Source organism: Halomicrobium katesii DSM 19301 (assembly GCF_000379085.1).
Taxonomy (GTDB): Archaea; Halobacteriota; Halobacteria; order Halobacteriales; family Haloarculaceae; genus Halomicrobium; species Halomicrobium katesii.
In genome coordinates this window covers 2,071,077-2,093,077 of sequence record NZ_KB905378.1, presented here as the reverse complement: position 1 = coordinate 2,093,077, position 22,001 = coordinate 2,071,077, and the positions used below count along the sequence as shown (strand labels likewise).

The window sequence follows — 22,001 nt, the reverse complement described above, 5'->3', positions numbered from 1 at the left end:
GAGTGGCCGTCAGAGAGACAGCACAGCGCTCAGATGAGTGATTCCGAGTTCGCCTTCGAACTGCGCGTCTGCCAGTGGGCCGAGCGAGCGTGGCCGCCAGACGGCGACCGCGACAGCCCCGCTCTCGTCGCTCGGCAACTGGGCACGAAGCGACGCCGTTGGGACACGATCGTCGTCGAGTGCGATCCCGCGGGACTCCGCCGGCGAGCGAACTTCGGCCGCCAGCGACTCGATTCGGACCTCCGTCACGTCCTCGGACACGCGCCCACCGAGTGGGCGTACTACCGGGACGCGCTGCCCGACCCCGGCTACCCCTGGCGGTACGTCCGCGAGGCGATCCACACGGCCGCCGACCGCGGCGTTCTGGACCGGCGCAAGCGGGGCAACCGGATCGAGATCCGACGGCGGCACGCCTACCCCGACTGGATCGAGCGGATCGTCGCCATCGAGAACAAGCCCGATCTGGACGCGAGTGCCGCCCGCAGGCTCGCGCCCCAGCTCGAACGGGACGTGGCGCTGGGGCTGGCCGACGAGGTGTGGGTCGCGACTGAACGGACCGACGAGCGTATCGAACCGATCCTGCTGGAGGATCTGCCCGCGGCGGCCGGCGTCCTGACGGTCGATCCGTCGACGGTCGAGGCCGACGTGGCGTGGTACCCCCAGTCTCTCGCGGTCTCGGAGCCGGGCACGCGCATCGTGGAGCGACCCGACGACGACCTGAGCGCCGCGCGCTTCGAGTACGTCGATCCCGAGTGGAAGGCCGAGAAGCGGCGTTCGATCGCGGAACGCGCCTACGAACGGGGCTGGCGGGCCTACGCGGACTCGCTCCGGCCGGACTGTCGGCACTTCCGGCTCCGGACCGAGGGCGACAGCGTCGTACCGTACTGCGAAGCGAAGGAACGAGTGCCGATGCCGTCGACGTGTCGATCGGGCTGTCGCGAGTTCGAGCCCGAACCACCCACCTGGCGAACCGGCGGGTGGCCCATCGACGGCGGACCCGGCGCGGGGATCAGACGCCTGCTCGACGACCAGCGACGGCGGCACAGGCCCGGCCTCGACGACGGGACCGGGTGACTCAGTCGTCGAGCTGTGCCACGTCGATCCGGTCGCGTTCGACGGCCAGCCGAAAAGTCGGGACGGTCTTCTGGACGGTTTCGACGATCCCCTTGTCCGCGAGCGACCGCAGCGCCGATCGAACGTCGTCCACCTCGGGGTCGTGGCCCGCCTCGCGGAGGTCGTGGAGGACCGAGACGACGCTCTGGCTCTCCTCGTCCGGGCCGGCCAGACAGTCGATCACCGCCTGCTGTAGCTCGGTGACGGTCACCTGCTGGCCGTCTGCCGGATCGCCGCCGAGGACCTCGACGGCCTCCGGCGTGGCACAGATGAGGCTGCTCTCGTCGCGGTAGTAGTACTCCTTGAGCTCGTTTTCGAGGTACTGGTGGACCTCGCTCCCGCTGTCCATCCCCCACCGATCCTGTAGATCCGCGTTCTTCGTGGGCTGGAGCTCGACGATGTCGGCGAGCCGGTCGCGAGCCTCCTCGGAAAGTGCCATCGGTAGCCTGTACGACCACCACCATACTTGGTGGTTCTGGACTCTCGCCGGCCGGCGGCTGGGGTCGCCGCGGCGTGTCCCGCCAAACGACGCGGCACACGTGTACCGTGACCCGCCGCCAGTCTCGGAGAAGGAAGCGTTTTATCCATCCGTCGGTCATCAACGAGACGATGCCGACGATCGAGTGCGACGAGACGAGGGCTCGCGAACGCCTCGAAGCGGCGGGCGTGGCCGTCGAGGCGGGCAACACCGACCACGAGGAGTGGCGGGCCAGCCACGGTGGTGGGACGGCGGTCGCCTACGACGGGAAAGTCGTCGTCCAGGGCGGCGACACGGCCCAGCTGGAGGGGCTCCTTCGCGACCACGGCGGGCGGGTCCACGCGTACTTCGACGGGGCCTCGCGCGGGAATCCCGGCCCCGCCGCGGTCGGCTGGGTACTCGTGACCGACGACGGAATCGTCGCTGACGGCGGCGGGCGGATCGGCACCGCGACGAACAACCAGGCCGAGTACCGGGCGCTGCTTCGCGTGCTCGAAGTCGCACGCGATCACGGGTTCGACGAGATCCGCCTCCGGGGCGACTCCGAGTTGATCGTCAAGCAGGTCCGCGGGGAGTGGAACACGAACGATCCCGAACTCCGAGAGCACCGCGTCGACGCCCGCGAGGGGCTGATGGCCTTCGAGGAGTGGTCGATCGAACACGTACCGAGAGAGATTAACGCACGCGCAGACGAACTGGCCAACGAGGCACTCGACGATGCCTGAACACGACGATTCGACGACGGATTCGGCGCTGCCGACGGACGTGGTCGACGAGGCCGAGCGACTCACTCGACTGGCCAGAGACGCCGTCGACGACGCGGAAGCGCGGGCTTACCGCGACGAGCGCGACGAACTGCTCGCCGAGCACGAGTACACCGCTCGGGTCCGCGAAGACGACGCCAGGGACGTGCTCGTCTGTCACCCGGGCGAGTGGATCTCCGACGGACGGATCCACCCGGACCGGATCGACGACGTGGACCGTGGGATCGAACGGCCGCTGTCCGGTCCCGGCGAGGGGAGCGACTGGGCGGTCGTGGCCGAACACAACGACGAACTCGTCGCAGCGGTCGCCGACGACGACGGCGAGGTCCACGCAGCGAACGCCCGCGCGCTGGCGGACTTCGCGAGCAACCACTACGCGAAACCGATCGAGGACCTCACGCGGGCAGAGCTCGTCGAGTTTCGCGACGACTACTTCGAGCGCAACGTCTGGCCCGACGACCGGCAGGCGTCGCTGCTGAACGAGTCACTTCGTCGCACCTTCGAAAAAATGGACGTGCCGTACCCACTCGGCAGCGATCACCCCGAGTGACTCGGGGCAATCGTGTTTCTTACTCGTGCTGCTGGACGAGGTCCCGGAGTTCTTCGGCGCGCGATTCCTCGGTGACGAACTTCCCGAAGACCCACGAAAGCTGGTCGAGCACAGCTTCCTTCCCCGCTTCGGTCAGTCCGTACTGGTTCGTTCGCTTGTCGAGTTCGCTCTTCTCGACGAGGCCGAGTTCGACGAGGTCGTCGAGGTTCGGGTACAGACGCCCGTGATTGACTTCGCCGTCGTAGTAGCTCTCCAGCTCTCGCTTGATGGCCAGCCCGTAGCGTGGCTCTTCGGAGAGAATGACGAGGATGTTCTGCTGGAACGCCGTCAATTCACTTGCGATACCGGGTGTGTCAGTTTTGGTTTGTGCCTCTGACATGGTTAGCTGAATGTCATCAAGCTATTTAACACTTGTTAACTCGCTCGCAGGTCGGCGCGTTACCGAGAGACTGCGCCGTCGTGGTCGCTGCGCCAGTGTATCGAAAATATTCCAAATAACGGGTGTTGTTATCACCAGCGAATATTACCGGCGGCGAAATACCCGTCGTCTTGCGCTTCCTCCCGGTAGTCGTAGTTGATTACGAAAGTACTTTTTGGACGCCCGTCGGAGTCGCCGATGATGACGAACCTCTGGGAAGACCTCGAAACCGGTCCGAACCCGCCAGAAGAGATCTACGCGGTCGTCGAGTGCCTGAAAGGCGAGCGCAACAAGTACGAGTACGACAAGGACGTTCCCGGCGTCGTCCTCGATCGCGTGCTCCACAGCAACGTCCACTACCCGTCGGACTACGGCTTCATCCCGCAGTCGTACTACGACGACGAGGACCCCTTCGACGTGCTCGTCCTCGTCGAGGACCAGACGTTCCCCGGCTGTATCATCGAGGCGCGTCCGGTCGCTCTGATGAAGATGGACGACGACGGCGAGCAAGACGACAAGGTCATCGCCGTCCCGAGCGAGGATCCGCGCTACGACCACATCGAGGACCTCGACGACATCCCACAGCAGCAACTCGACGAGATCGACGAGTTCTTCGCGACCTACAAGAACCTCGAAGCCGGTAAGGAAGTCGAGACGCTGGGCTGGGAGGACAAGCAGGCCGCCTACGACGCGATCGAACACGCCCAAGAGCTGTACGACGAACAGATCGCGTAAGCGAGCCGCGTCGCTGTTCGACTCCGCCATTTTTGCGTGGTACGATCCGTCCACTCATACGGATTATTGTAGCGATTTACCGGTGATCGTCGCCACGGAGTAGACGATCACCGGTAAGCAACTACAACTCAGCTTTGAACGTTGAAGTTGGAGCGTGACATAGGCGGTAGCGAAGACGGATGATGCCGATTACGGACTTCTTGTCGTGTATGCGTGTGTTCGACGAGTTCGAGTCGCTCTCACCGGCGCAACGCTATCACGCCAAAACCTACGCCACAGGTCTTGTTGCGGCCAGCAACAAGACCGTGGCAGGTATCGCACGCGAAGTCCTTCCAGCTGGAGACAAACGCGCTCTCAACAAGTTCCTCACCGAGTACGACTGGGACGAACAGCAATTCAACCACGAACGCCTCGAAGAACTCCAAAAACACGGTGAAACGCGCTGGTCGAAGGATGGCTACATCATCCTCGACGACACGATCACCGAGAAAGCCGGGGACGACGTCCCCGGCGTCGGTCGCTTCTACGATCACGCCCAAGGCGACACTGTCTGGGGCCAAGACCTCATCTACGCCTTCTACGCTGACGACAAAACCGCCTATCCGCTCACTTTCCGCCTCTACGAAAAACAGGATGGAGACGGCCAAGACCACGACACTAAGTACGACCTCGCCCGCGATATCGTCACAGAACTCGAAGACGAGGTAGGTGTCCCAGCGGACACCTACCTCTTCGACTCGTGGTTCGCCCACGACTCCGGCCTTCCTGAACTCATCGAATCATACGACAAGGACTGGATTGGCCCGCTCCGGAGCAATCGACAGGTGACCTACGGCGGAGAAGTGATCCGCGTCGATGCGCTGGAAGAGCGCATCGACACGGTTGAGCGTAACGTTGAGGACGAAATCTACCACATCTGGACGAAGAAGCTTCCCGTCTCCCAGTTGGGAGACGTGAAGCTGGTCCTCGCTGAGAAAAAACCGACAAAGAAGACGAAGAGAACCCGGTCAAGTACCTCGCTACGAACAAGATCGACGCACCGACCGAGCACATTATTCGCTCCTACGGGATGCGGTGGCGCATCGAGACGTTCTTCGAGGACTCGAAGCAGGATCTCGGCTTGGGAGACTGCGAGATGCAGACCGACGAAGGTGCCAGTCGGCACTGGCACCTTCTGATGGCTGCCTACAGTCTCGTTCGTCTTGATCCCGAATCGAGCGCCTTGGGGACGGTTCGCTCGAAAGCGTCATCGCTTCGAGCGAACCTTGAGCACTCCCTGAAAGAAGCCGTTTACAACCTCCTCTCGTGGGTTCGAGACAACAATGATCGTGGCGTCGATGACCTCATGGAGGAGATCGATCACCTCTTCGTTCACTCAACAGCCGACGCTAACGTTCAAAGCTGAGGTAACAATTGAAACGATTTACACACCGATCGCACTGCCGTCGTGCGATCGGGTGTGCATTGATTTTCAATGGCTACTATAGTGGCTGACCACCTCCGTGGCAACGGTCGCCACCAGTCGGTCCGTTACTTCGCCTTGAGGTTGTGGACGGCGTCGAGCCAGTCTTCGACCTCGGCGGTCGGTTCGATCGCGTCGGCGATGGCGTCGGCGGACTTGTAGGCCATCGGTGCCTCGTCGCGGACCGATTCGACCACGGACTCGGAGTAGACGCCCTCCATCGCCGCCTCGAACTCGTCCATGTCGACGGTGCGGTGGGCCTCGCCTCGGCCCATCACGCGGCCCGCGCCGTGGGGGGCCGTGTCGTGCCACTCGTCGGTGCCCCGCCCGCGTGCCAGCAGCGACCCCTCGGCCATGTTGAACGGGACGACGAGTCGCTGGCCCTCGCGGGCCGGCGTCGCGCCCTTGCGGATCGTCAGGTCGCGGAAGTCGACGTAGTTGTGGATCGACTGGAAGCGCTCGACGGGCTCGACGCCGATGGCCTCGCAGATCCGGTCGGACATGACCGCGCGGTTCCAGCGGGCGTACTGCTGGGCGAACAGCATGTCGACGTAGTAGCCGTGGGCCTCCCGGCCCACCAGATAGTCGAGATCGGTGTTGCGGTCGGCGCTGTCGGGCCGGAGATCGCCCAGCCGGTCGAAGACGTCTTCGATCTCGCCGCCGTCGAACGCCTCGCGGATGGCGTCTTTCCGGAGGTGAGACTCGCCCTTGCCGCCGGTGACCCACTCGTAGAGGTCTCGGTCCGAGACCGCCGTGGGGTCGAACTGCAGGTACTCGTGGTACCGCTCCGGGAGGGACTCGCGGATAGTCGCGACGTTGCGCCGCTCGGTCGCTTTGCCCTGCCAGTACTCGGCGACCGACTTGCCGAGGTATCGCGAGCCGCTGTGGACGATCAGCCAGTAGTCCCCGGTCGTCTGGGCGCGAGCGAACTCCACGAAGTGGTTGCCACCGCCCAGCGTCCCGACCCCGCGGATGACGTAGCCCATGCTCTGGCGTTGCTGGGCCAGCACCCGCTCACAGAGCGACTCGAAGTAGTCGGCGTCGTAGCCCTCGAAGTCGAACTCCAGGGGATCGATCGCGGTGCCGAACCGCTCCTCGAAGCTGGCCGCGAACGCCTCGAAGACCTCGTTGGCCCGCTCGAAGGGGAACTCCTCTACCAGGTGGACCGCGTCGTCGTAGTCGTGGACATCCTGGCCCATCGGAATCGCCTCGCGCACGCGGCGTTCGCGCTCGGCGTCCGAGAGCGGGAGCGTCGAGCCCAGCTTCGTCGCGGCCATCCCACAGCCCACGTCGACGCCGACGATGTTGGGGACGATGCGCTCGCCGAGTGGCATCGTGAAGCCGATCGGTGCGCCGGCTCCCCAGTGGGTGTCTGGCATCACGCGGACCGGTTCGGTGAACGCGGGGTGGTCGATCAGCGTCCGGATCTGGTCGAGGCAGTTCTCCTCGACCAGCGACTCGTCCTCGACCATGACCCGGGCCGTGGTGTGGTCACCCGTCAGTTCGATCATACGCGATGGGTACTCCGCTCGCGCGCATGAACCTCACGGTGCCGTGTGACCGGGTGCCAGGAGGCCGTAGCGGTACACGTCGACGTACTCGCCGTCGATGAAGGCCTGCTCTCGGTGGACTCCCTCCCGCTCGAAGCCGACCTTCTGGAGGACGCGCTGGGATCCCTCGTTGAACGCGAAGGCGTTGGCGTACACCTTGTGGAGCCGCCGCTCCGTGAACGCGTAGTCGACGAGCGCTCGGGCCGCCGCCGTCGCGTAGCCGTTCCGGTGGTAGTCGGGGGCGATCCAGTAGCCAAGCTCCGCGTTGCCGAACGTCTCGTTGACGCCGTTGAGGCCGACGGTCCCCACTGGTTCGCCGTCGTCACAGACCAGCAGGTGTACGTCGTCTCCCTCGACGACGTGGCGCTCGTACCACTCCTCTTCGTCGCTGCTCGTCAGCGGATCGGTCGCGGCGAGTCCCGGACGGACTGCCGGATCGTTCAGTGTCTGCCGACAGAAGTCGAGGTCTTCGCGCTCGATCGTCCGCAACTCGACATCGTCGCCGTCGATGAACACTGGGCCGGGCATACGCCAACCCATCAGTGAGACACACCTGAGTGTTTCCCCGGTGTGGTGCGTGGTACCGCGTTCTCAGACACACCGCGCTTTCTTGTGCCGGTCGCCCCTCCGTCGGCGTATGCTCGATGCTGGCGACCCCGCTCCGGACTTCGACCTCCCGCGCCCGACCGCCGACGGCGACCAGACCTATCGGCTCTCCGCGGCGGCCCGCGAAGCGCCTGTCGCCGTCGCCTTCGTCGCGCCCGACGACGCGGGGACGGCGCTCCTCCGAAATCTCGCGGCCGTCGACTGGTCGCGATCGATCGACCGGCTCTCGGTGCTCGGGGTCGTCGTCGCCGATCTCGACACCGTCGAGGCGCTGGCCGCGGACCTCGATCTCCCCTTTCCCTTACTCGCCGACCCGAACGCATTCTTCGCCGAACGGTACGACGCGCTCGCGGAGACGCCCGACGGCCGGCGGCCTCGGCGCGCGCTGTTCGTCGTCGACCGGTCCTGTCGATTCCGGTTCGCGTGGCGTGCGGACGGTCCGGCCGCAGATCCGCCGATCGACGACGTGCTCGCGGCGTTCGCGTCTCTCTGACCGGGGGACCAGACCAACACTCGTCGAACCCGAACCCCCACCAGTGTCGGCCGACCGACCAGCCGACGGGTGGCGCTTTCTGGTTGTTCGCGGTGATCCAGTCACCACGCACAAAAATCGCCACGCATGCCGGAGTCGAATCGCTCAAGCCTCGCCGGACCGAGCCACGCCTATGGGCACGACGCTCGCGACGCGGGAGGCACAGGCCGAGGAAGTCATCGAGCGACTGCACGAGGAGTATCCCGACTCCGCGATCTCGCTGAACTACTCTAGTCGACTCGAACTGCTCGTCGCCGTCGTCCTCTCGGCGCAGTGCACGGACGAACGGGTCAACGAAGTGACCGCAGACCTCTTCGAGACGTACCAGTCCGCCCGGGACTACGCCGAGGCCGACGAGGAGCAACTGGCCGAGGACATCTACGGGATCACGTTCCACAACAACAAGGCCGGCTACCTCACGGCGGCCGGCCAGATCATGGTCGAGGAGTACGACGGGGCGGTGCCAGACACCATGTCCGGGCTCACCGACCTGCCGGGCGTGGGGCGCAAGACGGCCAACGTCGTGCTCCAGCACGGCCACGACGTGGTCGAGGGGATCGTCGTCGACACGCACGTCCAGCGCATCACGCGTCGGCTGGGACTGACCGACGAAGAGCGCCCCGAAGCGATCGAGGAGGACCTGATGCCGGTCGTCCCCGAATCGGAGTGGCAGCAGTTCACACACTTGCTGATCGACCACGGCCGCGCGGTGTGTGACGCTCGCAACCCCGACTGCGGCGACTGCGTGCTGGGCGACATCTGTCCGTCCGAGAAGGGCGACGGCGACGTGGACCTCGCCAGCGGCGAGCCCTGGTCGTGATCGGGTGCGTGCCGGCCCGTCACACCAGGTATCTGATGACGTAGCGGACGACGCCGACCACGTAGGCCAGCAGCCAGAAGATCACGTAGCCGAAGACGCCGATCCGGAGGCGACTGCGCCAGTGGTCCATCCGGTCGCCGCCGATCTCGTCGAGCAGTAGCTCCTGATCGTACTCCTCGTAGAGGTCGTGTTCGTACTTCGCTTTGAAGATGCGGACGATCCCCGTCATCCCGAACAACAGCATCGCGTACGCCTGCAGTCCGAGGACGGCGTGGAGCGCCGAGAGGCCACCGAACTGGTCGGGCAGCCGGGGCACCATCCAGACCAGCATCGGCACCGTCGTCAACACGAGGCCGGTGACGACGAACTTCAGGTGGTGCATCAGCACGCCCCAGGTGACGGGCTCGGTCTCGATGATGTAGTACGCGCCGTAGAGGAAACACGGGAGACTCGCGGTCACGGCCACGAAGACGATCGTCGCGACGAGGGCGTCGGAGACCGGCATACCCCACCTAGGGAAAGCCCGCGCTAAAACGTGCCGGAGCCCCGATCGCGTTGCCGGACGGCGACAGCGGTGATGTCAGAAAGCACAAGAGCCTTTGGGACCTAGCGTCGGCAAATGGCCGACCCGCAATCGACGCCACCGGGAGACGACGCCGACCAGCAGGGGGCGACAGCCGACAGCGGGGTCAACGCCGACGGCGAGCAGTCGTCCGGGCCAGCCACCGACGAGGCGTCGGTCGAGGCGCTCCGGGCGGAGGTCGAGGAGAAGTACGACTTCGACGACTTCGGCCCCGAGGACATGGCGAAGATGACCGCCGAAGAGTGGGAAGTCGCCTTCGAGGAGGAGAGCTGGATCACCGGTGGCGCGCTGCTCGATCGGGTGGCCGACGACCTCCGCTCGCGCGTCGCCACACGGGAGGTGTTCGCTCGGGTCGAACGCCACACGGACCCCCAGCGCGTGCTCGCGTACTCCGACGAGGGGTACGCGCTGGTCTTTCCGGACGGGACCGTCGAGGGACACGGGACGGTGCTGCGCGACGTGAAGCCGACCGTCGCGCTCTGTTCGATGGACGACTACGACGTGCCGGAACCGCCCAGCGACGACCCGCTCCCGGAACCGGACGAGGTCCCCGAGGGGGGCACCGAGCTCGGCAACTGGATGCTCCAGCTGATCGCCGGTGTCCAGTTGCTCGCCGGACTCGTGCTGATCGGCGGCGGTATCCTGGCTGCCGCTGGTCAGATCGGCGGTGCGGGTGCGAGCCCGGTCCTCCTGATCGTCGGCGGGCTGGCGTTCCTGGCGATCGCGCTCGTGCTCTTCCTGGTGGTCGCCAACGCCCGCCTCTCGGACAAGTTCCGCTCGGAGGAGTACCGCGATCGGCTCCGGGCGATCGGCCTCTCGGACGGAGAGCGTCCGGAGTTCGTGCCGGCGCTGGAACCCGACGGTTCCGGAGAGGGTGAGGACGGTCAACACGAAGGTTGACATCCTCCCCGCCCTGAAGGGCGAGGTTTTAGCCTTGAGTCGTCTATAACGGTGCCTGCCGGCGGTATTCGGTGGGTTTATACAAATTCGGTCCTGAGTTTCGCACGTCTATGAATAGGCGGGAGTTCGTCCGGACTGCCGGAGGTGTCGCTGGGGCCTCCGCGGCCGCCAGTGCCACCGGTGCTGCCGTCGCCCAAGAGGAGGAAGGCGGCGACGGCGGCGGCGGTGGTGGCACACCGGACTACGGCGACTGGTTAGGCAGCGTGAGCAACTTCGACGGCGAGACCGTCGACGCCACGGGGCAGGACTCGACGACCGTCGAGGTCGGCGTCCAGGCAAACGGCGGTGCCTTCGGCTTCGGGCCAGCGGCGGTCCACGTCGACAACGGCGCGACCGTTCAGTTCGAGTGGACCGGCGAAGGCGGCCGACACAACGTCATCTCCGACGGCGACGGTCCGCTTGATTCGGGTGACGCCGTCGACACGACCGGCGTCGAGTACGAGCACACCTTCGAAGAGGACGGTATCTACCCGTACTACTGTGTCCCCCACAAGAGCCTCAACATGAAAGGCGCGATCGTCGTCGGGACCGATTACCCCACGGCTGACTCCGGCGGCGGTGGCGGGGAAGGCGGCGGCGTCGAGACCCTCAATCCCGAGGAAGCCGGTGTGCCGATCCAGCCCCACTGGGTCGGTATCGGTGCGGGACTCGCGATGGTCGTCTCGACGATCTTCACGTTCTACCTGCTGAAGTACGGTGAATCGGCGAACACGAAAGGAGGGAACAACTGATGTCCTCGACAGGCTCTAACTACGGCGACATCCACCGCTACGAACAGCCACGAGAGAGTACGGCGGCGGCCCTGGGAATCGTCCTCCTGACGATCATCGAGGTCGTCTTCGTCGGCCTGTTCACCTACGGCATCCTCGCGGGCTGGGCCTCGGGCGTCGGGCCGTCCCTGACATCGCGGCTCATCAACGCCAACATGTTCATGGGCGGCGTGTTGACCGTGATCTTCGTCGACCTCGCCTTTATCATGCTGCTGTATCGCAAAGAGTTCCTCCCGGACGTGATGATCGTCAAGAAGCGCCGTCGCAAGTGGGAAGATCTCTACATCCGCGAAGAAGACGTCGACGGCGAGTCCTTCGGCGGCGACGACCCCATCGAGAGCATCAAGCGAGCGGTCTACCCCTACTACAAGAAATAACTATGCCACTAGACGAAGACAAGTATCCGGCCGAATCCGGCCGTCGACGGTTCGTCAAGGGCGTCGTCGGGAGCGCGACGCTGTCGAGCGTCGGTGCTGGCGGCGCGGCGGCCCTCGAAACCACGACGTCGTCGGGCGGTGCCGGTGGCGGTTCGGCGACGTACGTCGGGATCGAAAACACGGCAGGTCCGGCTCCGCGCGGTATGCCGGTCATCCCGATCACGATCGAAGACGGGGAACTGAACGGCCTCTGGCCGGAGTACGACTCCGAGCGCGGGATCGCGATCGAGGACGACTTCGGCGGGAGCGGAATCCCGTACTCCTCCCAGATGCTCCAGTACTGCGGGCTCCAGACGGCCGAGGGTGTCCAACCCCAGGCCGAGCAGAACAACACGTTCACCATGACGACCGGTGACTACGACTGGCAGTCCGAGTACTCCGACGGCGACCCCCTCACCGTCGACATGTTCGACAACTACGAGGAGTGGGGCAACGACATCGGGAGCGAAGGGCTGGGCAAACCCGCGACCGCGAGCTGGCGGTCCGAGGGTGACGTACAGAGTATCACCGTCCAGGTCCTCCGATCCCCGGAGGTCCCCAAGATCGCCAACGGGGAAGGCAAGTACTCCAGCATCCCGGGCCCGGTCCAGCAGTACTTCGCCGAGGCGACCGAACAGTCCTTCATGGCCTGGGTCAACAAGTGTACCCACTTCTGTTGTAACCCCGGCTACAAGACGCTGTCGGGCGCTGCCGCGTACAACGCGGAAGACAAGGTGTACTGCCAGTGCCACCAGTCGGTGTACGACCCGTTCAGCCCGACACAGGTGACCTTCACCGCGCTGCCGCGGCCACTATAGAACAATGAGTTTAGAACGCAAAGACGACCACGACCACAAAGGGTGGATGGAGTCCAGAGAGCTGACGACGCTCGAATCCATCTACCTGACGACGCTGCTGTGGCTCGACAAGCGACTGCGCATCGTCGACTACCTGGAACTGCTCGAAGACCTCTACTACAAGGTCAACATGCAGATGCCAAAGAGCCACACGGAACAGTACAACCTCGACAACAAGTTCTGGTACTGGTACCCGCTGTACGCGCTCGGATCGTTCTCGACGATTTCGTACATCGTCGCGGCGATCAGCGGGGCTTTGCTCGGGTTCTACTACGCACCGGCTGCGGCCGCCTCTGACGGGACCGCGACGGTCGCCTACGAGTCGGTCCAGCTCATCATGGGCGAGCTCAACCTCGGGTATCTCCTGCGCTCGATCCACCGCTGGTCCGCGCAGGTGATGGTGGCCGCCGTGTTCCTCCACATGCTCCGGGTCTACTTCACCGGCGCGTACAAGGAACCCCGTGAGGTCAACTGGATCATCGGCATCGTGCTGATCTCGCTGACGCTCGTGTTCGGGTACACGGGCTACCTGCTGCCCTGGAGCCAGCTGAGCTACTGGGCCGGCCAGATCGGCGTCGAGATGGCGCTGTCGATCCCGCTCATCGGCGAGTGGGTCGCACAGCTGATGTTCGGCGGGTTCACTCTGTCACAGAGCACGCTACAACGGATGTACATCCTGCACGTGTTCTTCCTGCCGTTCATCACGACTGCGATCATCGCGGTCCACATTGGTATCGTCTGGATGCAGGGCATCGCTGAACCACACTAATCATGAGCGACAACGACACCAACGACGACGTTCGCACGGACGGTTCCGGGACAGGCATCGTCGCGCCGGACGACGAGACGCCGACGTGGCGAGAGCGCAAGGAACGAACCGAGGGACTCGCGCGCCTGACCTACGAGTACTTCGAGCGGTCCCGGCGTGAAGATCAGGACCTACGCCAGCAGTCGGACTACGTCGAGCGCGACGTGCTGGCGTTCCCGGCCTGGCCCCACGAGATGATGCGCAACCTCGCACTCACCTCGTTTTTCGTGGGCATGATCCTGTTCCTCTCGGCGGCACTCCCCCCCGAGATGCCCCACCCGGCCAACGCCAATCAGACGCCGGCGATCATCCTGCCCGACTGGTATCTCTACTGGTCTTTCGGCCTCCTGAAGCTTCAGACTCTCAATCCAGAAATAAGCCTCCTCGGCGGCCAGAAGCTGATGAGCGACCGGATGTACGGCGTCATCGCAAACGTCGTCGTCGTCGGATTCGTCGCGATCGTCCCCTTCCTCAACAAGGGCTCGGCGCGGCGACCGGTCGAACAGCCGTTCTGGGCGGCCGTCGGGATGACCGGCGTGGTCTTCAGCCTGACCATCGCGGCGCTGTCGGTCCAGAACCTCATTCCCATGGGTTCGGATCTCCTGCTCGACCTGAGCTTCCTGTTCCCGATCGTCTGCGGGGTGATCACCTACGCCGCGCTCCGGACGATGCGGGAGGGGTACATGTTCAACCTCAACCGCCGTTACTACCGGCTGCGGCCGCCGAAGTAACTCGGCGTCGCTCTTCTGTCGGCGTCTCGTCCCATATAAGTAGCTGCCGCCCCTAGAGCCGCCGATGACGGACGAACAGTCGGTCGACGCGGACACAGACCAGGACCGAGACGTGGTCGTCCCGCTCCGGATGTACAAGACCGTCACCGTGTTCTCGACGCTCTTTGCGGTCGTCGGCGTCGTCGGTGGCTTCGTGCTCGTTGACCGGGCAACTGAACGAGCGACGCTTCCGGCCTCGGAGATCGACCCGATCGTCGCACTCGCCGGGATCGGGCTGATCGTGTTCGGTGCCGTCGTCTACGCCTTCTCGACGCGCTTTCGGACCGAGGAAATGGGAAAGTCTAAAGACGACGCTGCCGAAGATTCAGGTAATGGCTGACGAGTTCATCAAAGGGTTATCTGCCCTCGTGATCGGGGGTCTCGGCTGGATGACGGTCGCCGGCTGGTACAAGACTCCGAGCTTCGAAGGCGCACAGCTGACCGGCGAAGCGCCGCCCGCAGAGACGCTGACGGTCTACGACCAGGTGGCCCTGTTCATGGGCGACGCGTTCTTCTGGTTCGCTATCATCGGCGCGCTCACGTTCTGGCTCCTGATCCCGCTGGTCGAGGAAGGCCGTCAGGTCTGGGCCGAGCGTAGCAGTTGATCGTCGGCGTCGGTCTCGGTGTTCCGGCACGTGAGGTCGACAGCGGGTTTGCTCTCTGCCGTGAGATTGCGGTGCTTTGTGGGGCGGGTGACGCCAGTAACGTCGCTTGCGCTGTCTCGACACAGTTCGTACCGGGCGTCGCACAGCGCTCGTGACGGCGACGGCCGACTGCACCACTGTGGGCGCTGAGCCGGCGAGCAATCTGGCGGCGTCGAAAGGGGAGCTGCCGATCACAGATCGAAAACGAGGTGTGCCGATCGGAGACGAGGCGACGACTGTCGGTCCCACACCGACTGGTAACGATCACCGGCCGACCGCACGCCACGTGCGGGCGACCGGACGACGGCGACGGCCAGTCTCATACGGATTATTGTAGCGATTTACCGGTGATCGTCGCCACGGAGTAGACGATCACCGGTAAGCAACTACAATAAACCGTATCAGATGATCGTTCCGATCGTCCCGGTAAAGAGCATCTGGAAGCCCAGGTACAGAAGCGACAGCGTCCAGAGGCTCAGCGACGCCTTCGGCCGATCCAGCGGGATGTCACGACGGGCTTCGACCTTTCGGGACTCGAACTCGAAGAGGTCGGTGATGAGCAGTCCCGCCACGAACATCGAGAGGATCATCCCCCCGTGGTGGTTGACGGTGAGGTAGTAAAACGAGGCCAGCATCAACAGCACGTTGGTCGCCTCGTGAGGAATAAAGCGGCTGATCGCGTCCGCACCGCCGTCCTCGTACTGTTCGACGTGACGGTTGTGGGCGAGGTATCGCGTCGCCATGTTGGCGACGACGAGCGCGAGCAGGACAGGCTCGATAAAACTGTGGAGCGTGTCCAGCTGCCCGAAGATGTTGACGAACGGCTCCATAGAAGCAAATCCGTCCGACGCCCATTAGTGTCTTTCCAATTCTCGGTCCGGCCTACGGGAACCTGGGCCGACTCGCCGGGAGCACGGCGACCGTGACCGATCGATCCGTCGTCAGCGCTACCGTCTCTCCGGGTGAGACCGGAGCGACGGACCGATCGTCGGCAAACAGCGTCACGTCGGCTTCGTCCCGCTCGACGGTGAGAGTGATCCGCTTGTCGCCCACGATCCAGTGGTCGGGGTTGGTCGCGAAGGGTGCGATCGGAGCGACTGCGAGGACGCCGGTCTCGGCGGCGACGATCGGCGTTCCGACCTGCCGTGCGTACCCGGGCGTTCCGGCCGGCGTGGCGACGACGACGCCGTCGGCCCGGAACTTCCCGACGTGGGTCGCCCGTGCGGTGACGGCGAACTCGGAGATCCGGGCGGCCTCCGACGTGACGAGGGTCACGTCGAACAGGGCGCAGTCGACTCGCTCGCCGTCTAACTCGACGGCCACGAGCGGGTGGGATTCTGTCGTCCACTCTCCGGCGACGATCGAGGCGGCCGCCTCGACGGCGGCCGCTCCGGGAACCGAGCGGAGCCCACGACCCGCGTCGACGGGCACGACCGGTATCGACGGGTGCTGGCGTGCGACCGCGAGCGTCGCGGGCTCGCCGACAGCGACCACTACGTCGGGGGCGTCTGCGACGACGGCCTCGGCTGTGCCGGTTCGCACCTGGCCCCCTGCGTCTTCGATTGCGTCGGCGAGGTCGTCGTCGACCTCACCGACGACACCGACGACTGGTGCCCCAGAACTCATTGGTAGTGCATCCGAGTGGCCGGCAAAAAAGCTGCTGAACGACCGCGACAGTCAGGCGCTCAGTCGCCGACGGGCGTACTTCACGAGCGTCGGCAGGTCCGAGAGGTGCAACAGCTTGCTGATCGCGCGCTTCTCACCGGCGTTGACGCGTGCGAGCGTCCCGGCACCGACTTCCTTCAGGTCGGCCATCAGCTGGTCGTAGCGGCTGTTGGGAACGAGATAGAGCAGCTCCGTCATCAACAGCCGCTCGCGGGCCCGCGGTGCGACCTCGCTGTGCCAGAGCTTGTCGTAGGTCGCCATCGTCTCGGCGTCGGTGTTGGGCGTCTCGGGCGTGAGGCAGGCGTCGGCGGTGATCGCGGCCATCCGAGCCGACTTCATCCCCTTGTGAATCCCCTCGCCCCACAGCGGATCGATCGTCGGGACGGTGTCGCCGATCGCCATGAACGAGTCCGTACTCATCGAGGACGGCCGCTGGATGTGTGCCGAGCCGCGGTGTTGTTTCGATTCGAGCTTCTCGGCGTCGTCGAAGCGGGGATCGCGGTCGAGCCAGTAGTCCAGGTAGTCGTCGATGCCCATTCCCTCCTTCGCCCGCTGGCTGTGAGAGTCGTTTTGGATGTAGCAGAGCCCGACCTTCGCCGAGCGCCCGCCCGTGTGGAAGATCCACGAGTACCCACCCGGTGCGAGGTCGTGGTCCAGTCGGAGCATCATCGCGTCCCGGAGGTCGGCGTACTCGGGGTGGTTCACGTCGACGTTCTCGAACTCGTACTCGATCCCGATGGCCTGGTGCTCGCGCTTCAGGTCACACACGTCGAGTTTCTTCGCCAGCGGCGCGGCCGGTCCCGTCGCATCGACGACGATCTCGGCGTAGACCTCCCGATCGCCGTTGTAGCTGACGCCGACGATCTCGCCGTCTTCGGTGATCGGGGCGGTCACCCGCGAGTCGAAGCGATACTCTGCGCCCTTCTCGCGGCTGTCGGCGACGAGGAACTGCTTGAACTCGGCGAACTCCAGCACCGCGCCGGCCTGGTCCTGGATGTAGTAGTCGTTGGGCGATTCGAGGACGACGCTGTCCGTGTACTGCATGACCACGTCGTCGGGGATCGAAAACGACGCCATCATCGAGGGGAAGGTACCTGCCGTCGACTTGTTGCTTTGACGTGGGAACCCGTCTTCTGGCTCCGTTTCGAGGACGAGAACGTCGTAGTTCCGCGCAGCCAGGTCCCGGGCACACTGGGCTCCTGCTGGCCCGGCACCGGCGACGACCACGTCAAAACGCTCACTCATATCCTGTGATACGACGTGTCGGTAATGAGTCTTGCTGAACGTCGTCGCCGCGTCTCTCGAAAGCGTAAAGCCCCCGCCGAGCACAGCACTTCGATAGCGCGGGCGATGTCGTCCGCAGGTGGTCTCAATGCTCAAGACAGGTGCAGGGCGACTCGCCGACAGCGGTCGGCTCCCGACGGCAGTCAGAGCGGTGCTTGGCTACTACGCCGACGCCGGCGTCTTCGACTACGGGAGTCTGTCGCTGAAAGGCGAGGTCGACGATCGGACCGAGCGGATGATCGACGACGTGTTCGCGCTCGTCGAGGACGCCCTCGCGGAGGCGTTCGACCGCGACAGCGTCAGCTTCGAGTACGACACGAAGCTCGTGTTGCCCGCACAGCTGACGCTTGGCTACGTCTACCGCCGCGCGCGCCAGCGGGCCGGCGAGGACCCTGTGACCGACGAGATCGAAAGCGGCGTTCCCGACGTCGACGAGACGGCGCTCCAGGCCGGCCCCACTCAGGAACTGTCGTCCCGAGAGATGGTCGTTCGGGCCGAGCAGATGACCCGCCTCTCCATCGAGGCGCTGATCGACGGCGACATGCGCGACGCGATCAACGACGCCGAGTTCGAGGACTTCGCCGTCGACTTCGAGCCCGACGAGATGCGCCGCGTCGCCGAGGTCGCACAGGGCGCGCTTCAGGACCACCTCGACGAAATCCTCGACGGGCTGCCGCCGATCGTCGCCCGGCGCTACCAGTGGGCCGTCGACTACAGCGAGGCCCACCAGGATCGGGACACCCATTTTCGCGACCTCATGGACGCCGCCGAAGACGGCGACGACACGGCGCTCGCAAACGTTCGCGACGAGTACAAGTTCGCCGCGTTCACCGACGACGACGTCGCCGAACTGTTCTCGGAGGACGAACGAGAACTTCCGTACATGAAGACGCAGTACGCCCGAGTCGGCGTGTTGTACGACGGCATGCTCGACCTGTACCGACTCGCCGGTCTCGACATCGAAGACGAGTTCGCCCGCGCCATCGTGCTCGCGATCGTCGGCGCACAGATCTGGCTCGACGACGTGGACGACTACGCCGACGACCGCTGCGAGGGACAGTTAACCCCCGTCACCGCCGAGTACCTGCTGGCCCCCGACGACGAGACCGCCTACCGCCGCGTCGTCGACATCACCGAACAGTACCTCGATCTGGCCAAGGAGTACGCGACCGCCGTCGACTCGCCGCTGACCGGCGTGGCCGTGGAGTACATCTATCGGTCTGGAGAACCCGAAGTACTGCCGGGTAAACCCTGATTCGACGGGATTCGCGCTGTGTGCGAATCCCGATTTTTTCGCCCACGTTTTTGCCGAGAGCGGTTCGCACGAAGTGCGAACCCGAGCGGGAAAAAGGTGGTTGCCAGAACATCTATCGGTCTGGAGAACCCGAAGTACTGCCGGGCAAACCCTGATTCGACGGGATTCGCGCCGTCAGGACTCGCGCCACTTGTGGCCACACTCGACGCAGGTGAACAGCCGAACCTCGTAGGAGCCGCCCGGCTTGGGCAGCATCTCGTAGCCGGCACGGTCGCTGTCACAGCCTTCGGCCGGACAGGACTCGTGCATCGTCTCGGTGGCGTCCTGAGTCGCGTCGGCGACGGCGGGTGCCCCGTCGTCGCGCTGTCCGTCCTGGGTCGTCATCGCCGCTTCGGCGTGCGAGTCCCGTGATTCCTCGTTCTCACAGGAGCGACACACCCACGTGTCGCCCTCCGTGTGCATCATCGAACTACACTTGTCACAGAATCGCATACACCGTCGGAACACGCGGTTGTCGGATATATGTGTTAGCTTTCGTTCGTAGGTTTCAGACGGAGGCCTGTCGGTCGTTACCGGACCGACCGTGCGTCACCGGGAGACTCCGTCCCTCGTCTACGCACTCACACCCGGTGGATCGTATACTTCGCCTCGATCGCGGCTTCTGCACCAGCGTACCGCTTGGCGAGGTCATCGAGGTTCGCGTTCTCGACGCGAACCTCTTCGACGATCTCTCCAGCCTCGTCCATTACTGCCACCTGTGCGTACCGCTTGTGGACGTCGATTCCGAGGTACATGGTTCGTTCACCCGGGACGCCAGTGCGTGAAGCAGAGATGTACCTATTCGGGCTTTCCCGGATGCCGCGCGGCGCGGTATCCGAGCTGTAGCGCCCATGACTCAGCTTCCTTCGCACACGGACCAGTCACTACCACGTGCTCGAAGGCACGGTTCAGATATCGGTCTCTTGCGCCCCATATCTTGTTTCACGCTTTCATGGCGTAGCAGCGTTTCCATTGAATCACTACCGTTCCGAGAGCCCGCATCTGTCGACGTACCGGACAGGCAGTCACCTGAGAGAAGCAGAGCCACCGCTGTCGTCGACGCGGTCTGTCACGTGAGAGTGCCCGAGCGACGGCCGTGACGAAACGAAGATGGGGTCGAGGGAGCGTGTGACATTCTCCGGTGCCCCCGGGAGAGAGTGGCGGATGGTTCATCATAAAAGGGCGTCAGACTGTCGTGTGACAAACGACAGACTGAGAGAAGAATGCGGACTTTGTTGCCGTTAGAATGTTCGGTCACTACCTTATACGTAATATAGTCGCATACAAGGAATATATTTGCCACCAAATAATACATATTCATCGGGAGAATATTACGTCATATTTTTATATCGGATGGTCATGCACTCTGTATCGTTTCGTTATCTTTTAAGCTTGGTGTACAAACATTCAGTTATGGCAGACGTAAACCCGTTCGAGAGTTTCCAGGAGCAGGTAGACGACGCGGCAGCGTACCTCGACGTCGACGAGGGAATGCTCGATCGCCTCAAGAACCCGGAGCGCATTCTAGAGACGAACCTCGCCGTCGAGATGGACGACAGCTCCATCGAAGTGTTCCGCGCGTACCGCTCGCAGTTCAACGGCGACCGCGGCCCGTACAAGGGCGGAATCCGCTATCACCCGAACGTCTCTCGCGAAGAAGTGAAAGCACTGTCGGGCTGGATGGCCTACAAGACGGCGACGGTCGACATCCCGCTCGGCGGCGGTAAGGGAGGTATCATCATCGACCCCAGCGACTACTCCGAGAGCGAGCTCGAACGCGTCACCCGCGCGTTCGCGGAGGAGCTGACGCCGCTGATCGGCGAGGACCGGGACGTGCCAGCGCCTGACGTGAACACGGGCCAGCGCGAGATGAACTGGATCAAAGACACCTACGAGACGATCGAGCGCACGACCGAGCCCGGCGTCATCACCGGGAAGGACCTCGCGAGCGGCGGCAGCGAGGGCCGCGTCGAGGCGACCGGTCGCTCGACGGTCATCGCCGCCCGCGAGGCCTTCGACTACCTCGGCGAGGACATCGCCGACGCCACCGTCGCGATCCAGGGCTACGGGAACGCGGGCTGGATCACCGCCAAGCTCGTCGAGCAGATGGGTGCGACGGTCGTCGCCGCCTCGGACTCCAGCGGTGGGATCTACAGCGAGGACGGCTTCGACGCCGTCGCAGCGAAAGACCACAAGCGTGAGACCGGCTCCGTCGTCGGCTTCCACGGTGCCGACGAGGAGATTGCGAACGAGGAGCTCCTCCAGCTCGACGTGGATCTGCTGGTCCCGGCCGCACTGGAGAACGCGATCGACGCAGAGATCGCCGAGGGCGTCCAGGCGGACGTGATCTCGGAGGCAGCCAACGGCCCGATCACGCCCGACGGCGACGACGTGCTCGAACAGAAAGACGTGCTCATCGTCCCCGACATCCTCGCCAACGCCGGTGGCGTCACGGTGTCGTACTTCGAGTGGGTCCAGAACCGCCAGCGCTTCTACTGGGACGAGGAGACCGTCAACGAGCGGCTCGAAGACATCATCGTCGAGCAGTTCGACACGCTCGTCGACGCCTACGAGGAACACGACCTCCCGAACATGCGCATCGCGGCCTACGTCGTCGCCATCGAGCGCGTGCTGACCGCCGCCGAGCAGTCCGGCACCTGGCCGTAGGCCGGCGCTGGGACCGTCGTCGAGACGCCCGTCGCCGCGTTTTTCGGCGACGCTACCGTCGCCAGCGACGAGCGGAGAGACCACAGAACCGTCTTCTTTGCCGTGTAGCGGCCGGTCGTACCGACGATGTCGGAGATCCTCATGGTCGATCCGCACAAATCCTTATATGGTAATAATACTCATTGGAATGTGTATGATGTACCCTTATTGTATCAGGGACACCCTCTTGTGGGGGAACTACTATGCTCGGATTAC

At 64.3% G+C, this 22,001-nt stretch carries 26 protein-coding genes and 2 pseudogenes; 17 read left to right on the top strand and 11 right to left on the bottom strand.

Annotated elements, in window-relative coordinates:
• Nucleotides 1–33 precede the first annotated feature (33 nt).
• A complete protein-coding gene (locus HALKA_RS0111030) occupies nt 34–1,074 on the top strand; it encodes a DUF5787 family protein (RefSeq protein ID WP_018258051.1) in 1,041 nt (346 codons plus the stop codon).
• A 1-nt stretch (nt 1,075) separates the two neighbouring features.
• On the opposite strand, the gene HALKA_RS0111025 is transcribed toward HALKA_RS0111030, so the two are convergent.
• Nucleotides 1,076–1,552, bottom strand: a complete 477-nt coding sequence (locus HALKA_RS0111025; protein ID WP_018258050.1) for a DUF5797 family protein — start codon at nt 1,550–1,552, stop codon at nt 1,076–1,078.
• A gap of 170 nt (nt 1,553–1,722) precedes the next feature.
• Between HALKA_RS0111025 and rnhA the strand changes: the two genes are divergently transcribed.
• Nucleotides 1,723–2,316 carry a ribonuclease HI gene (gene rnhA, locus HALKA_RS0111020; protein WP_018258049.1) on the top strand — a complete coding sequence of 198 codons (594 nt, stop codon included), beginning with the start codon at nt 1,723–1,725 and terminating at the stop codon, nt 2,314–2,316.
• Nucleotides 2,309–2,905, top strand: a complete 597-nt coding sequence (locus tag HALKA_RS0111015) for a DUF7108 domain-containing protein (protein WP_018258048.1) — start codon at nt 2,309–2,311, stop codon at nt 2,903–2,905. The genes rnhA and HALKA_RS0111015 overlap by 8 nt, the downstream gene beginning before the upstream one ends.
• 19 nt (nt 2,906–2,924) lie before the next feature.
• On the opposite strand, the gene HALKA_RS0111010 is transcribed toward HALKA_RS0111015, so the two are convergent.
• Nucleotides 2,925–3,284 carry a PadR family transcriptional regulator gene (locus HALKA_RS0111010; protein WP_026190274.1) on the bottom strand — a complete coding sequence of 120 codons (360 nt, stop codon included), beginning with the start codon at nt 3,282–3,284 and terminating at the stop codon, nt 2,925–2,927.
• Between the two features lie 240 nt (nt 3,285–3,524).
• On the opposite strand from HALKA_RS0111010, the gene HALKA_RS0111005 reads away from it, so the two are divergent.
• The gene (locus HALKA_RS0111005) at nt 3,525–4,058 is read left to right on the top strand and encodes an inorganic diphosphatase (RefSeq protein ID WP_018258046.1); all 534 of its coding nucleotides are present in this window, start codon (nt 3,525–3,527) and stop codon (nt 4,056–4,058) included.
• Nucleotides 4,059–4,237: 179 nt separating this feature from the next.
• A pseudogene (locus tag HALKA_RS19500) lies at nt 4,238–5,463 on the top strand (IS701 family transposase).
• A gap of 125 nt (nt 5,464–5,588) precedes the next feature.
• Here the strand turns inward: HALKA_RS19500 and HALKA_RS0110995 are convergent.
• Nucleotides 5,589–7,031, bottom strand: a complete 1,443-nt coding sequence (locus HALKA_RS0110995; protein WP_018258045.1) for an RtcB family protein — start codon at nt 7,029–7,031, stop codon at nt 5,589–5,591.
• A gap of 33 nt (nt 7,032–7,064) precedes the next feature.
• Nucleotides 7,065–7,598: a GNAT family N-acetyltransferase gene (locus HALKA_RS0110990; protein ID WP_026190273.1), complete on the bottom strand. Its 534-nt coding sequence runs from the start codon at nt 7,596–7,598 to the stop codon at nt 7,065–7,067.
• Between the two features lie 109 nt (nt 7,599–7,707).
• On the opposite strand from HALKA_RS0110990, the gene HALKA_RS0110985 reads away from it, so the two are divergent.
• Together HALKA_RS0110985 and nth are read left to right on the top strand one after the other, a co-directional pair.
• Nucleotides 7,708–8,169, top strand: a complete 462-nt coding sequence (locus HALKA_RS0110985) for a redoxin domain-containing protein (RefSeq protein ID WP_018258043.1) — start codon at nt 7,708–7,710, stop codon at nt 8,167–8,169.
• A gap of 172 nt (nt 8,170–8,341) precedes the next feature.
• Nucleotides 8,342–9,028 (top strand): endonuclease III, encoded by a 687-nt coding sequence (gene nth / locus HALKA_RS0110980; protein WP_018258042.1) that lies wholly within the window; start codon nt 8,342–8,344, stop codon nt 9,026–9,028.
• A gap of 19 nt (nt 9,029–9,047) precedes the next feature.
• Here nth and HALKA_RS0110975 read toward each other — a convergent pair whose 3' ends face one another.
• Nucleotides 9,048–9,533 carry a DUF7321 family protein gene (locus HALKA_RS0110975; RefSeq protein WP_018258041.1) on the bottom strand — a complete coding sequence of 162 codons (486 nt, stop codon included), beginning with the start codon at nt 9,531–9,533 and terminating at the stop codon, nt 9,048–9,050.
• A 114-nt stretch (nt 9,534–9,647) separates the two neighbouring features.
• Here HALKA_RS0110975 and HALKA_RS0110970 point away from each other — a divergent pair, with 114 nt between their 5' ends.
• The 8 genes from HALKA_RS0110970 to HALKA_RS0110935 all read left to right on the top strand — a co-directional run bounded on the left by HALKA_RS0110970 (nt 9,648) and on the right by HALKA_RS0110935 (nt 14,797).
• Complete coding sequence (locus tag HALKA_RS0110970) at nt 9,648–10,511, top strand: DUF7319 domain-containing protein (RefSeq protein WP_018258040.1); 864 nt, start codon at nt 9,648–9,650, stop codon at nt 10,509–10,511.
• A 110-nt stretch (nt 10,512–10,621) separates the two neighbouring features.
• Nucleotides 10,622–11,302, top strand: a complete 681-nt coding sequence (locus HALKA_RS0110965) for a halocyanin domain-containing protein (RefSeq protein WP_018258039.1) — start codon at nt 10,622–10,624, stop codon at nt 11,300–11,302.
• Nucleotides 11,302–11,718: a DUF7318 family protein gene (locus tag HALKA_RS0110960; protein WP_018258038.1), complete on the top strand. Its 417-nt coding sequence runs from the start codon at nt 11,302–11,304 to the stop codon at nt 11,716–11,718. The genes HALKA_RS0110965 and HALKA_RS0110960 overlap by 1 nt, the downstream gene beginning before the upstream one ends.
• Nucleotides 11,719–11,720: 2 nt before the next feature.
• Nucleotides 11,721–12,575 (top strand): Rieske (2Fe-2S) protein, encoded by an 855-nt coding sequence (locus tag HALKA_RS0110955; protein WP_018258037.1) that lies wholly within the window; start codon nt 11,721–11,723, stop codon nt 12,573–12,575.
• A gap of 4 nt (nt 12,576–12,579) precedes the next feature.
• Entirely contained in the window at nt 12,580–13,383 is an 804-nt protein-coding gene (locus HALKA_RS0110950; protein ID WP_026190272.1) for a cytochrome b, read from the top strand.
• 2 nt (nt 13,384–13,385) lie between these two features.
• Nucleotides 13,386–14,153: a cytochrome b family protein gene (locus HALKA_RS0110945; RefSeq protein ID WP_018258035.1), complete on the top strand. Its 768-nt coding sequence runs from the start codon at nt 13,386–13,388 to the stop codon at nt 14,151–14,153.
• Between the two features lie 64 nt (nt 14,154–14,217).
• Nucleotides 14,218–14,532, top strand: coding sequence for a DUF7315 family membrane protein (locus HALKA_RS0110940; protein WP_018258034.1), 315 nt, complete (start codon nt 14,218–14,220; stop codon nt 14,530–14,532).
• Entirely contained in the window at nt 14,525–14,797 is a 273-nt protein-coding gene (locus tag HALKA_RS0110935) for a DUF7314 family protein (RefSeq protein ID WP_018258033.1), read from the top strand. The genes HALKA_RS0110940 and HALKA_RS0110935 overlap by 8 nt, the downstream gene beginning before the upstream one ends.
• A 440-nt stretch (nt 14,798–15,237) precedes the next feature.
• Here the strand turns inward: HALKA_RS0110935 and HALKA_RS0110925 are convergent, their stop codons facing one another.
• Genes HALKA_RS0110925 through HALKA_RS0110915 form a run of 3 tightly spaced genes read right to left on the bottom strand, consistent with a single transcriptional unit; the run spans nt 15,238 to nt 17,746 of the window.
• On the bottom strand, nt 15,238–15,666 hold the full coding sequence (locus HALKA_RS0110925; RefSeq protein WP_018258031.1) for a DUF7313 family protein: 429 nt from the start codon (nt 15,664–15,666) through the stop codon (nt 15,238–15,240).
• 52 nt (nt 15,667–15,718) lie between these two features.
• On the bottom strand, nt 15,719–16,462 hold the full coding sequence (locus HALKA_RS0110920) for an NAD(+)/NADH kinase (protein WP_020493630.1): 744 nt from the start codon (nt 16,460–16,462) through the stop codon (nt 15,719–15,721).
• Between the two features lie 51 nt (nt 16,463–16,513).
• Complete coding sequence (locus tag HALKA_RS0110915) at nt 16,514–17,746, bottom strand: digeranylgeranylglycerophospholipid reductase (RefSeq protein ID WP_026190271.1); 1,233 nt, start codon at nt 17,744–17,746, stop codon at nt 16,514–16,516.
• Nucleotides 17,747–17,873: 127 nt separating this feature from the next.
• Here HALKA_RS0110915 and HALKA_RS0110910 point away from each other — a divergent pair, with 127 nt between their 5' ends.
• Nucleotides 17,874–19,040 carry a hypothetical protein gene (locus HALKA_RS0110910; protein ID WP_018258027.1) on the top strand — a complete coding sequence of 389 codons (1,167 nt, stop codon included), beginning with the start codon at nt 17,874–17,876 and terminating at the stop codon, nt 19,038–19,040.
• Between the two features lie 174 nt (nt 19,041–19,214).
• On the opposite strand, the gene HALKA_RS0110905 is transcribed toward HALKA_RS0110910, so the two are convergent.
• On the bottom strand, nt 19,215–19,532 hold the full coding sequence (locus tag HALKA_RS0110905; protein ID WP_018258026.1) for an RPA12/RPB9/RPC11 RNA polymerase family protein: 318 nt from the start codon (nt 19,530–19,532) through the stop codon (nt 19,215–19,217).
• Nucleotides 19,533–19,663: 131 nt separating this feature from the next.
• A pseudogene (locus tag HALKA_RS0110900) lies at nt 19,664–19,834 on the bottom strand (IS110 family transposase); the annotation flags it as partial.
• A gap of 658 nt (nt 19,835–20,492) precedes the next feature.
• Here HALKA_RS0110900 and HALKA_RS0110895 point away from each other — a divergent pair.
• Nucleotides 20,493–21,746 (top strand): Glu/Leu/Phe/Val family dehydrogenase, encoded by a 1,254-nt coding sequence (locus HALKA_RS0110895; protein WP_018258024.1) that lies wholly within the window; start codon nt 20,493–20,495, stop codon nt 21,744–21,746.
• Here the strand turns inward: HALKA_RS0110895 and HALKA_RS0110890 are convergent.
• A complete protein-coding gene (locus HALKA_RS0110890) occupies nt 21,686–21,889 on the bottom strand; it encodes a hypothetical protein (protein ID WP_018258023.1) in 204 nt (67 codons plus the stop codon). The genes HALKA_RS0110895 and HALKA_RS0110890 overlap by 61 nt on opposite strands.
• Nucleotides 21,890–22,001 lie beyond the last annotated feature (112 nt).

Excerpts from the sequence above, each read along its gene's own strand:
- HALKA_RS0110935 (WP_018258033.1), top strand. The coding sequence starts at position 14,525 with ATGGCTGACGAGTTCATCAAAGGGTTATCTGCCCTCGTGATCGGGGGT.
- HALKA_RS0110965 (WP_018258039.1), top strand. The coding sequence starts at position 10,622 with ATGAATAGGCGGGAGTTCGTCCGGACTGCCGGAGGTGTCGCTGGGGCC.
- HALKA_RS0110945 (WP_018258035.1), top strand. The coding sequence starts at position 13,386 with ATGAGCGACAACGACACCAACGACGACGTTCGCACGGACGGTTCCGGG.
- HALKA_RS0110950 (WP_026190272.1), top strand. The coding sequence starts at position 12,580 with ATGAGTTTAGAACGCAAAGACGACCACGACCACAAAGGGTGGATGGAG.
- HALKA_RS0110955 (WP_018258037.1), top strand. The coding sequence starts at position 11,721 with ATGCCACTAGACGAAGACAAGTATCCGGCCGAATCCGGCCGTCGACGG.
- HALKA_RS0111030 (WP_018258051.1), top strand. The coding sequence starts at position 34 with ATGAGTGATTCCGAGTTCGCCTTCGAACTGCGCGTCTGCCAGTGGGCC.
- HALKA_RS0110925 (WP_018258031.1), bottom strand. The coding sequence starts at position 15,666 with ATGGAGCCGTTCGTCAACATCTTCGGGCAGCTGGACACGCTCCACAGT.
- HALKA_RS0110985 (WP_018258043.1), top strand. The coding sequence starts at position 7,708 with ATGCTCGATGCTGGCGACCCCGCTCCGGACTTCGACCTCCCGCGCCCG.
- HALKA_RS0111005 (WP_018258046.1), top strand. The coding sequence starts at position 3,525 with ATGACGAACCTCTGGGAAGACCTCGAAACCGGTCCGAACCCGCCAGAA.
- HALKA_RS0110920 (WP_020493630.1), bottom strand. The coding sequence starts at position 16,462 with ATGAGTTCTGGGGCACCAGTCGTCGGTGTCGTCGGTGAGGTCGACGAC.
- HALKA_RS0111010 (WP_026190274.1), bottom strand. The coding sequence starts at position 3,284 with ATGTCAGAGGCACAAACCAAAACTGACACACCCGGTATCGCAAGTGAA.
- HALKA_RS0110915 (WP_026190271.1), bottom strand. The coding sequence starts at position 17,746 with ATGAGTGAGCGTTTTGACGTGGTCGTCGCCGGTGCCGGGCCAGCAGGA.
- HALKA_RS0110970 (WP_018258040.1), top strand. The coding sequence starts at position 9,648 with ATGGCCGACCCGCAATCGACGCCACCGGGAGACGACGCCGACCAGCAG.
- HALKA_RS0110995 (WP_018258045.1), bottom strand. The coding sequence starts at position 7,031 with ATGATCGAACTGACGGGTGACCACACCACGGCCCGGGTCATGGTCGAG.
- HALKA_RS0110990 (WP_026190273.1), bottom strand. The coding sequence starts at position 7,598 with ATGCCCGGCCCAGTGTTCATCGACGGCGACGATGTCGAGTTGCGGACG.
- HALKA_RS0110895 (WP_018258024.1), top strand. The coding sequence starts at position 20,493 with ATGGCAGACGTAAACCCGTTCGAGAGTTTCCAGGAGCAGGTAGACGAC.
- HALKA_RS0110975 (WP_018258041.1), bottom strand. The coding sequence starts at position 9,533 with ATGCCGGTCTCCGACGCCCTCGTCGCGACGATCGTCTTCGTGGCCGTG.
- HALKA_RS0110940 (WP_018258034.1), top strand. The coding sequence starts at position 14,218 with ATGACGGACGAACAGTCGGTCGACGCGGACACAGACCAGGACCGAGAC.
- nth (WP_018258042.1), top strand. The coding sequence starts at position 8,342 with ATGGGCACGACGCTCGCGACGCGGGAGGCACAGGCCGAGGAAGTCATC.
- HALKA_RS0110890 (WP_018258023.1), bottom strand. The coding sequence starts at position 21,889 with ATGAGGATCTCCGACATCGTCGGTACGACCGGCCGCTACACGGCAAAG.
- HALKA_RS0111025 (WP_018258050.1), bottom strand. The coding sequence starts at position 1,552 with ATGGCACTTTCCGAGGAGGCTCGCGACCGGCTCGCCGACATCGTCGAG.
- HALKA_RS0110960 (WP_018258038.1), top strand. The coding sequence starts at position 11,302 with ATGTCCTCGACAGGCTCTAACTACGGCGACATCCACCGCTACGAACAG.
- rnhA (WP_018258049.1), top strand. The coding sequence starts at position 1,723 with ATGCCGACGATCGAGTGCGACGAGACGAGGGCTCGCGAACGCCTCGAA.
- HALKA_RS0110910 (WP_018258027.1), top strand. The coding sequence starts at position 17,874 with ATGCTCAAGACAGGTGCAGGGCGACTCGCCGACAGCGGTCGGCTCCCG.
- HALKA_RS0111015 (WP_018258048.1), top strand. The coding sequence starts at position 2,309 with ATGCCTGAACACGACGATTCGACGACGGATTCGGCGCTGCCGACGGAC.
- HALKA_RS0110905 (WP_018258026.1), bottom strand. The coding sequence starts at position 19,532 with ATGCGATTCTGTGACAAGTGTAGTTCGATGATGCACACGGAGGGCGAC.